Source organism: Amycolatopsis heterodermiae, from assembly GCF_034929455.1.
In the GTDB taxonomy this organism is placed as follows: Bacteria; Actinomycetota; Actinomycetes; order Mycobacteriales; family Pseudonocardiaceae; genus Amycolatopsis; species Amycolatopsis heterodermiae.
This window is the reverse complement of the sequence record NZ_JAYFSI010000031.1, coordinates 1-9,471: the sequence shown is the minus strand read 5'-3', so window position 1 is coordinate 9,471 and position 9,471 is coordinate 1. Positions and strand designations below refer to the sequence as shown.

Genomic DNA, 9,471 nt, shown 5'->3' with positions numbered 1-9,471 from the left:
GTGGTGCGGACGAGCGCGCGGCTGGACGGGCGCGCCTCGGGAGGACTTGCCGCGCTCCTGCGCACGCTGCGCGATGAATCCTCCGCCTGACCGCAGCAGCCAAGACACCGTCGGCAGAGACTACGGGTCACGCGAGCGGGGTGTCGGCCAGTGCCTTCGCCAAGTCTCCGGGGGTGTCGTAGAGGGCGATAGCGCCGGCCTGTCGCAACTCGTCATCCCCGAAGCCACCCGACCGCACCACGATCGCCGGCATCCCGGCACGCTTGGCCGCCTCGACATCCCAGACCGAGTCCCCGACCACCACACTCGACGCATCCGCTGGCGCTCCCACCTTTTTCAACGCCACGTGCAGCAAGTCCGGCGCAGGCTTGGAGGCCTCCACATCGGCGCTGCTCGTCCACGCATCGGCAAGATCGCGGGCCTCGAGCTTGTCCAAAAAGACCTCCACATGGCGCTCTTGCGCCGAGCTGGCCAGCACGAGCCGGTGACCGCGTTCCTTGACCGCGGCAAGCAGGTCACGAGCACCGGGTAACACCGCCATCTCTTCCAGCAACAGGTCAGCCTCCTCGCCCTGCCGCTGCCGGACCTGCTCCCCCACCCGCCGCTCAAGATCCTCACCGCCGATGGCAGCGGGAATCTGGTCCCCGCCCATGCCGATCAACCGATGCAGCCGCCACACGGGCACGGTTTCGCCCACCGATCGCCACGCCCGGTACCACGCCAGCGCGTGATGGTAGTTGGAATCGACCAGCGTTCCGTCGATGTCGAGAACGGCGATAGTGGAGTCAGTCATCTGCACTGGCTACCCGCCTGCGCCACACCGAACCATCCGTCTCCGCGTGCCCAGGACACGTTGGACACCCATAGGTCACACCTCGGCCAGCGCACTGGTTCCGAGCGCAACCCCGCACTCGCCCGTCAAGACAGCGACCTTTCCGCTAGCGCTCGACGGCATCGTCATTCGAGTGATTGTCGCCGTAAGGAGACGTTCGATTGTCCATTTAGGACGGCATCGCCACACCACCAACGCCCCGATTCCCAGGGTGCTCCTGCCACGCGCCGCGCTTGTGGAGCTCCTCCTCCATGCGCAGCAGCCGGGTGGTCTCCTCCTCGTCCGGTGTCGGTAAGACCGAGCTGTCCAAGGCGCTGGCATCCTTCCTCGGTTCGTCCTCGCCGGATCCGGGTGGCCGCGAGCCGGCGAGAAGGTGAGCAACGCGCCCTCCGGCAGCTGAACGGCTAGCCGCCTGCTCGGGCGACGAGCAGGTCGGCGGCCCGCGCGATGTCCTCCGCCGTCGTACCGCGGCCCAGCGACAGCCGCAGCGCGGCGAGACTACGGGCGGCGTCGAAGCCCATGGCGGTGAGCACCGGTGACGGCTCGTACGAACCGCTGTGGCAGGCCGATCCGGTGGACGCCGCGAGTTCCGGAACCGCCGTGAGCAGTTCGTGCCCGTTGGTGGCGTCGATGCTGACGTTGAGCGTGTTCGGCAGCCGGGCCCCGGACGGCCCGTTGAGCGCCACCCTCCCCGGCAACCCCACGTCCAGCCGCGCGTGGAGCCGGTCTCGCAGCTCCCGCGTCCGGTCCGGCACGCCGTCGGAAAGGTCGCCCGCCACCAGCTCGGCAGCCGCGCCCAGAGCCACCGCGAGCGCGACGTTCTCGGTCCCCGCGCGCAGCCCGTGTTCCTGGCCGCCGCCGAGGACCAGCGGCTCGAGGCGCACACCGGGACGCCGGTACAGCGCGCCGACCCCCTTGGGCGCGTACATCTTGTGTCCCACGACCGTCAGCAGGTCGGCACCGAGGTCGTCGACGGACACCGGGATCCTGCCCACGGCTTGGGCCGCGTCACAGTGGAACGGCACGCCTCGAGCACGAGCGAGACCGGCGAGCTCCCGGACCGGCTGGAGCGCGCCGGTTTCGTTGTTCGCCAGCATGATCGACACCAGCACGGTCCGCTCGGTGAACGCCGCGGCCAGGTCCGCGGGATCGACGAGGCCGTTCTCGTCCACCGGAAGGTAAGTGACGTCCGCGTGGTGCAGGCGTTCCAGCGCCCGGCAGGACAGCAGGACCGCCGGGTGTTCGGTGCGTTGGGTGATCAGGTGCGGCCGCTCGACCCCGGACACCAGGACGGTGCCTCGTACGGCGAGGTTGTCGGCTTCCGAGCCGGACCCGGTGAACACGACGTCACCGGCCGATCCGCCGATCAGGGCCGCGACCTGTTCACGGGCCCGCGCCAGCGCGGCGCGGGGTCGCGTGCCGCAGGAGTGCGAGCTGGACGGATTGCCGAACTCGCCGCCGAGGAACGGCAGCATCGCCGCGACGACGTCGGGCTCGACCGGCGTGGTGGCGTTGTGGTCCAAGTAGACCGGCCCGGGGACGGGTCCACACGAGACAGTGCCCTCTTGCATCCCGGGCAGCGTAATCGACGGCAGGTGGCTCGCGCTGGCCGGAGAGGACCACCGCGTCCTCACCGGTCGTGGTGGCCTTCGTCGGCCCGCTGCGTCCGCACCCGCTCGGCGCCGCCTCCGCCGTCGGTCTCCTGCGCGAGGCCTTGGTAAATCTTGGCCGCCTTCGCGTCCGGCAGGTGCGGCGGCACCAGCGGCACCGCGGGGTCCACGATCGCCTCCACCACGACCGGGCCTCCGGCGGTGAACGCCTCCGCCCAGACATCGTCCACTCGTTCCGGCGCGTCGAGGCGCAGCCCGCGCAGGCCGAGCATTTCCGCGTAGGCGGCGTACGGGAAGTCCGGCACCCGTTGCGAATCGGCGTAACGCGGGTCGCCTTCCATCTCCCGCTGCTCCCAGGAAACCTCGTTGAGGTCGTGGTTGTGCAGCACCAGCACAACGAACGTCGGATCCGCCCACGAACGCCAGCGGTCGGCGACCGAAATCAGCTCCAGCAACCCGTTCAACTGCATCGCCCCGTCACCGGCCAAGGCGACCACCGGACGGTCCGGCGCGTCGAGCTTCGCCGCCATGGCGTACGGCAGAGCACACCCCATCGAGGCGAGGTAAGCCGACACGTGCGCCGGTACCCCGGCCGGCAACGCGAGGTGCCTGGCGTACCAGTAGGTCGAAGATCCGACGTCCACCGCCACCCGCGCCGAATGCGGGAGGTGGTCCGACAGCTTCCGCACCACCAGCTCCGGGTTGAGTGGCTCGGCGGGCCGCTCCGCGCGCTCGCGCGCGATCTCGCGCCACCGGGAAACGCTCTCGCCCACGCGGTCGAGCCAGTGTCGCTCGGGATTGCGCGGCAGCACCGACAAGAGCGCGCGCAGGGTTTCCCGGGCGTCCCCGGCCACCGCCACCTCGACCGGGTACTTGCTGCCGATCACCCGCGGCTCGATGTCGATCTGCACCGCCCGCGCCTGCCCCGGCTCGGGGTAGAACTCCGTCCACGGGTCGTTGCACCCGATGATCAACAGCGTGTCGCAGCCGCTCATCAGCTCGGCACTCGCCGTGGTCCCCAGGTGACCCATGACGCCGGTGTGCCAGGCGGGACCTTCCGGCAGCTCGGGCTTGCCCAGCAGGGACACCGTCACCCCCGCCCCGAGACGATCCACCAGCTGCTCGACCTCCCGCTGCGCGCCGGCGGCACCCCGCCCCACCAGCAGGGCCACCTTGCGGCCCCGCTGCAGAAGATCGGCGGCCCGGCGCACGGCGTCCTCACCCGGCCGCACCCGCGGCCGGCCCAGCACCGGCGACGACGGCACGATCCCGTGGGCGTGCGGGGTCTCGTCCGGCGCCTCGGCGCGCTGCACGTCGTGCGGCAGGATCACGCATGTCGGGGTGCGGGTCTCGATCGCCGTGCGCATCGCGTTGTCCAGCAGCATCGGCACCTGCTCGGGTGCGAACGCCGTCTGCAGGTACTGCCCGCAGACATCCTTGAACAGCGTGTGCAGATCGACCTCCTGCAGGTAACCACTGCCCAGCGCCGTGGTCACGACCTGCCCGACGAGCGCAACGACCGGCCGACGATCGAGCTTCGCGTCATAGAGGCCACCGAGCAGGTGAATCGCGCCCGGCCCCTGTGTCGACAGGCACACCCCCGGCTCGCCGGTGTACTTCGCGTGCCCGGTCGCCATGAACGCGGCCATCTCTTCGTGCCGAGCCTGCACGAACTCGGGTTTTCCGCCCGCCCTGCGCAGCGCGGCGAGCACCGGGTCGATGCCGTCGCCGGCGTACCCGAACACCCGCGGCACCTGCCAGGTCGCCAGCCGCTCGACGACCAGGTCGGCCACCGTGCGGGTCATGCCGACACGTCCAGCACCGTCTTGAGCCAGCCCTCCTCGCGCCGGTCGAACGCCTCGTAGGCGTCGACGGCGTTCTCGGCCGGTTCGTGCTGGGTGACGAACGCCAGCGGGTCCACGGTGCCGGCGACGACCAGGTCGAGCAGGTGCGGCAGGTAGCGGCGGTGGTTGCAGTTGCCCATCTTGATCGTCAGGTTCCGGTTCATCGCCTGGCCCAGCGGGAAGCTGTCGAACCCAGGCGGGTATACCCCGATCACGCCGATGCTGCCCGCCTTGGCCACGGCTTCGACCGCCCACCGCAGGGCGAGGCTCGGCGCGTTGCCCGGCACCCACTGCGCACCCGAGGGTGACACGTCCGGCGCGGCCTGCGCGCGCTCCCGCTCGAACCGCTCGGCCTGCTGCGCCTCCTGCTCGGCCGCCGGACCACCGGAGGGACGTTGCGCGTCGACACCGACGGCGTCGATCACCCGGTCGACGCCGATCCCGCCGGTCAGCTCCTTGACCAGGGCCACCGGGTCCTCGCGGTTGAAGTCGACCGTTTCCGCGTTCTGCTCCCGGGCCTTGTCCAGCCGCGACGGCTGACCGTCCACGACGAACACCCGGCCCGCGCCTTGGCGCTTGGCCGACGCGATCGCGAACTGCCCGACCACGCCGGCCCCCAGCACGAGCACGCTGTCGCCGGTGCCGACGTCGGCCAGCCGGGCGCCGAACCACGCCGTCGGGAAGATGTCGGACAGCAGGATCGCCTGGTCGTCGGTCACCGCGTCGGGGATCCGCACCAGTGTCGTCATCGCGAACGGGATCCGCGCGTACTCCGCCTGGAGCCCGTCGACCGGCCCGGTCGTTTCGGGTCCGCCGAAGAACGACGTCCCCGCCGACGGGCCGTTCGGGTTGGCCGTGTCGCACTGGGCGAAGTACCCGGCGCGGCAGTACGAGCACGTCCCGCAGCCGATGGTGGACGCCACCACCACCCGGTCCCCCGGCGCGAAACCCCGCACGGCCGGGCCGACCTCCTCGACCACCCCCACCGCTTCGTGCCCCAGGATCGTGCCCGGCTGCATGCCCGGCATGGTGCCGCGGATCAGGTGCAGGTCGGTCCCGCAGATCGCGCTGCGCGTGACGCGGACGATCGCGTCACTGGGCTCGAGGATCTTCGGGTCGGGCACCTCGTCGATGCGGATGTCCCCGATACCGTGCCAAACGACTGCTTTCACTGCCAGCTCCTCCGGTTGCGAACCACCCGCGTACCCACTCCGGCGGCCGGTACTCCCCGGGCTTCACCGCCCGGTGTGAAACGGCGATCACAAATCCGTGTAACGGGTTCCGTGACGGGTATCCACCATCGAAGTCAGCCGGCTCTGCGGCGGCGCGGCACGGAAGAAGACCATGACAGCAACCACCTCGGCCGTCGGTGCAACGGCGAGCGGCGTGAGCGCGCTGATGCTGGCGGCGGCGCAGCTACCAGCCGTGCTCGCTCGTGACGTGTGGAACACGTCGGTCCTCGAGTCGGGTCCCGGGCACTACGTCACGGGTGTCACGAACGGGATGTTCGGGGCACGCAACGCCGGTCGGGGAACGGGCGAGGAGATGACCGTTCGGATCAGGCGGCGACCGGTCACGCTCGATCGTCCGTCCCTCGCCGCCGCTTTCCCCGAAGCGTCCAGCCGCCTCGTGGTCTTCCTGCACGGACTGGTCGAAACCGAACGCTCGTGGTTCCGCGGCGCCGGCCCGGACGCCGACTTCGGCGCGCGCCTGGCCGGCGACCTGGGCACCAGCGCCGTGTACGTGCGGTACAACTCGGGCAGGCACGTCTCCGAAAACGGCAGCGACCTCGTGACGTTGCTGACCCGCCTCACCGCGGCCTGGCCCGTACCCGTCAAGGACATCGTCCTCATCGGACATTCCATGGGTGGCCTGGTCGTCAGAAGCGCGTTGCACCAAGCACAAGAGCGACGCGTGTCGTGGCTTTCCCGCGTGACGCGGCTGGTCTGCCTGGGCACTCCGCACAACGGCGCGCCGTTGGAGCGCCGTGTCGCCCAGCTCGCGGGGCTGCTGGGCAAGTCGTTCCTGACAACTCCGCTGGCCCGTCTGCTCGCGACGCGCAGCGACGGGATCCAGGACCTCGCGCACGGCCACGTCGCCGACGCGCGACAGGCGATCGGCCGGCTACCGGACACCGGCTCGGGTGTCCGCCGCCTGTTCGTGTCCGCGACGCTGTCCCACACCGAGGGCAGCACGTGGGGCCGTCTCATCGGCGACCTCCTCGTGTCACCGGTGACGGCGGCCGACCTGACCGAGGACGCCGACACCGTCTGGCTCGGCGGCCTGAACCACTTCGCGCTGCTCCATGACCAGGCCGTCTACGAGACCCTCTCCGGCTGGCTGCGCTGAAGCAGACATGCGCGCCGAACCCGCGGAACGCGCGTGGCTGCGCATTCAGCGCCGTTCCGTGTCGGATACCAAGCCGGCCGATCCTCGCCGCCGCTCATCACCCGCGGGCGACGAGACGCGCGTGCTCGTCGTCGCGGCGTCGCGGGTGAACCGGCGTCCGAGATCTCGGCGACCGATGCGAGAGCTCCTACCGGACCACCGTGCGAAGGAGGCGGCGCCGGCTACGGACTCGCTTCCCAGATCGCTCTCGCATGCCTGACGAAGTCGTCACGGCTGCCCACGACAACAGCCTGCATGCGGCTGCGGTAGCAGTCCAGTACCGCGTCGAAGTGGCTGGCGTGCAGCAATTCCCGCACTGCAGGCCGGTCGCCGGTGACCACCCGCACCCGGGAGTCACCCGCACCGGCGTGCACGGCGTGGACCGCCCGAATCCCGGCAACCGACAACAACGACAGCCCGGACAGATCGACGATCAGCACCTCCGGTGGGTACTTCGCGGCGAGCACCGAGCCGAGGACCTGCCCGAGCTTCGGTGCTGTGTCCGCGTCGAGCTCGCCGTACAAGCTGAAGACGACACCCTCGGAGTCGCCGTGTACGCGCAGCACCTCGAGACGCTCGGGGTGGGAAGATCTGCTCACGAGTGCAGTTCATTCGGCTAGTGGTTGCGGGCCCCGGCGGGGACCTCGGGATGCAGCTGGTCGTGGCGCGAGCCGGCGAGGTTCCGATTCGTCGGCGCTCGCCCGTTTCCCCGATCTCGACGCCAGGATCCTGATCGGTGGCGAGTCGTGAGCAGCCGTCGACGGTTCATCGGGTCTCCTGGGAGCCGGCGTGGCGGCGACCGCTACCGGATTCAGGCGGTTGCCCGTGTGACAGCGGAACAACCCGGCTGCGCCCGACCAGGACGGCCCGGCCCAGTCGGGTCTGGCTCGGTTCCGCCCCGGTAGCACACGCGATGGTGGGTTGCGGGGGTGAGCGTGATGCGCGTGGAGCCTGAACCAGCGACGTCGGCCGAGCTGGCCACCGTGTTCGCCCGGATGTCGGGTCTGCTGCTGTACGAGGAGACGACCAGTCGGCGCTGGGGCTGACCGCCACGCTGCCCCGCAACACGTTTCCCGAACGCCCGGGCAGCGCGGGTGAGCGTGATCGACGCTGACGGGGAGCAGATCACCAAGGCCGCGACCGACGAACTAGGCAAGCGCGCCGATCGCTTCCTGTACGAGATGCGAAGCGGTCCCTGCTTGACCGCCTGGGTTCAGCGGACTGTCGTGCGTATCGCCAACGTCGCGACCGACACCACATGGCTTGCGTGGTGCCGGGAGGCCGCCGAGCTCGGCTTGTCGCTCTCCGCAGCCGCGACGCAGGCTGCCGGGTCCCCGTTGCCGTGCTCACCTTCGCAGGATCCGGGCCTGTCGGCTGATGGCCGTTCTGCGCAGGTCACGAGCCGCGGCCCGGCCGCGCGCGACGTACCACTGCACCGCGATCACCAGGGCGAGCGTGACTTCGACGAGATCGCCGCCGTAGTACATGACTTCCGCGCCGTGCTCCTGATCGGCGGCCGCGAGCACGAGACCGGGCGGCGGCACCAGGTACAGCGTCTTGGCCAGGACGGCGTGCGCGGCCGCCGCGCCGACGAGCGCGGTCGCGCGCAGTCCCGGGCCGTACCGGTGCCGCACCGGGTCGAGCCCGCACAGTGCCGCCGTGAACAACAGTCCCGTCAGGAACACGTGCAACTGGACCACCACGTGCAACCACGACGCTCGCTCGGCCGCCGCGTGCAGACCGGTCCGATAGAGCACCCACAGGCTGCTCGCCTCCAGCAGCGCTGCCACGGGCGGGAACACCAGAGCGACGGCGAGCCGCGACGCCAGGACCCGTTTGAGCCGCCGCCGCGCCCGGACCGGTGCGGCACGCAGCAGGAGCGTGACCGGGCAGCTCAGCACCACCGCCAGCGGCGCCACCATGCCCAGCAGGACGTGCTGCACCATGTGCCCGGTGAACCCGGGCACGCCTCCCGACCCCAGCACCACCAGCCCGGCGGCCGTGAACCACAGGTCACGCGCCACCGGCCAGCTGTCCCCGCGACGGCGAAGGCGACCCGTGCCCGTTTCGTAGGCGACGACGGCGCCCAGGACGGCCGCGACGACCCCGGGGTGCAGCACCGTCAGGCCGTCCGGGACCGCGCGAGGCGCAGGTACGACAGCCCCGCGGCCAGCAGGAGGACGGCGACGACGTTCCACGTCCAGTCGTACGGGACGAGATCGACGTCGTAGCGGACTTGGTGCAGGCCCAGCAGCTTGTGCTGGACCGTGCCGTCGTAGAGCTGGAACGCCCCGGCGCCGGTGAGGGCCCCGCCGGTCAGCGCCCGGCCCGACAGCCGGTCGCCGCGACGCAGATCGGCGACCACCACCAAGCCGAACACGACCGCGAACCACCCGACGGCGTGGAACAACCCGTCCGAGACCAGACCGACGTCGGTCGTCGACCGGTCGTAGAAATGGTGCCAGTGCAGCAGCTGGTGGAACACGGTTTCGTCGACGAACGCCGCGATGCCGACCCCGATTCTGGCACCGGCCCAGCCGGACCGGGCGCGGCGGACACCGCCGGTCACCGCGGCAGTACGAGCCGGCCGGTCCCCCGAGGGTGGATCGAGAGACATCCGTGGGCTCCTTTTGCGCGGGAGCAGCCCGGCTACCCGGCTGAGCGCGCGGTAACCGCGACGAACGGGCCCAGCCGTTCGCTACGGCGAACGGAGCAAATCCGCGGCGGCGGGTGTATCCGCGGCCGTTCCGGGTAGACGCGGGCTCGCCCTGGACGCTCCGGAGGACGTAATGACTGA

At 70.8% G+C, this 9,471-nt stretch carries 8 protein-coding genes; 1 reads left to right on the top strand and 7 read right to left on the bottom strand.

Annotation, left to right across the window (positions count from 1 at the left end; genetic code table 11):
- Positions 1-127: 127 nt before the first annotated feature.
- The 4 genes from VA596_RS50515 to VA596_RS50500 form a co-directional block, all read right to left on the bottom strand.
- A complete protein-coding gene (locus VA596_RS50515) occupies positions 128-793 on the bottom strand; it encodes an HAD family hydrolase (protein ID WP_323337976.1) in 666 nt (221 codons plus the stop codon).
- Between the two features lie 443 nt (positions 794-1,236).
- Positions 1,237-2,403 carry a cysteine desulfurase family protein gene (locus tag VA596_RS50510; protein WP_323337975.1) on the bottom strand — a complete coding sequence of 389 codons (1,167 nt, stop codon included), beginning with the start codon at positions 2,401-2,403 and terminating at the stop codon, positions 1,237-1,239.
- 59 nt (positions 2,404-2,462) lie between these two features.
- A complete protein-coding gene (locus VA596_RS50505; protein ID WP_323337974.1) occupies positions 2,463-4,247 on the bottom strand; it encodes a thiamine pyrophosphate-requiring protein in 1,785 nt (594 codons plus the stop codon).
- Positions 4,244-5,458, bottom strand: coding sequence for a zinc-dependent alcohol dehydrogenase (locus VA596_RS50500; RefSeq protein WP_323337973.1), 1,215 nt, complete (start codon positions 5,456-5,458; stop codon positions 4,244-4,246). The genes VA596_RS50505 and VA596_RS50500 overlap by 4 nt, the downstream gene beginning before the upstream one ends.
- 172 nt (positions 5,459-5,630) lie before the next feature.
- On the opposite strand from VA596_RS50500, the gene VA596_RS50495 reads away from it, so the two are divergent.
- Positions 5,631-6,635, top strand: coding sequence for an alpha/beta hydrolase (locus tag VA596_RS50495; protein WP_323337972.1), 1,005 nt, complete (start codon positions 5,631-5,633; stop codon positions 6,633-6,635).
- Positions 6,636-6,856: 221 nt separating this feature from the next.
- On the opposite strand, the gene VA596_RS50490 is transcribed toward VA596_RS50495, so the two are convergent.
- From VA596_RS50490 to VA596_RS50480, 3 genes are all read right to left on the bottom strand, one after another.
- On the bottom strand, positions 6,857-7,273 hold the full coding sequence (locus tag VA596_RS50490; protein WP_323337971.1) for an STAS domain-containing protein: 417 nt from the start codon (positions 7,271-7,273) through the stop codon (positions 6,857-6,859).
- Between the two features lie 747 nt (positions 7,274-8,020).
- On the bottom strand, positions 8,021-8,794 hold the full coding sequence (locus tag VA596_RS50485) for a cytochrome c oxidase assembly protein (RefSeq protein WP_323337970.1): 774 nt from the start codon (positions 8,792-8,794) through the stop codon (positions 8,021-8,023).
- 2 nt (positions 8,795-8,796) lie between these two features.
- On the bottom strand, positions 8,797-9,291 hold the full coding sequence (locus tag VA596_RS50480; RefSeq protein WP_323337969.1) for a DUF2243 domain-containing protein: 495 nt from the start codon (positions 9,289-9,291) through the stop codon (positions 8,797-8,799).
- Positions 9,292-9,471: the final 180 nt, after the last annotated feature.

Coding starts and splice junctions, on each gene's coding strand:
- VA596_RS50515 (WP_323337976.1), bottom strand. CDS start 793: ATGACTGACTCCACTATCGCCGTTCTCGACATCGACGGAACGCTGGTC.
- VA596_RS50510 (WP_323337975.1), bottom strand. CDS start 2,403: ATGCAAGAGGGCACTGTCTCGTGTGGACCCGTCCCCGGGCCGGTCTAC.
- VA596_RS50505 (WP_323337974.1), bottom strand. CDS start 4,247: ATGACCCGCACGGTGGCCGACCTGGTCGTCGAGCGGCTGGCGACCTGG.
- VA596_RS50495 (WP_323337972.1), top strand. CDS start 5,631: ATGACAGCAACCACCTCGGCCGTCGGTGCAACGGCGAGCGGCGTGAGC.
- VA596_RS50480 (WP_323337969.1), bottom strand. CDS start 9,291: ATGTCTCTCGATCCACCCTCGGGGGACCGGCCGGCTCGTACTGCCGCG.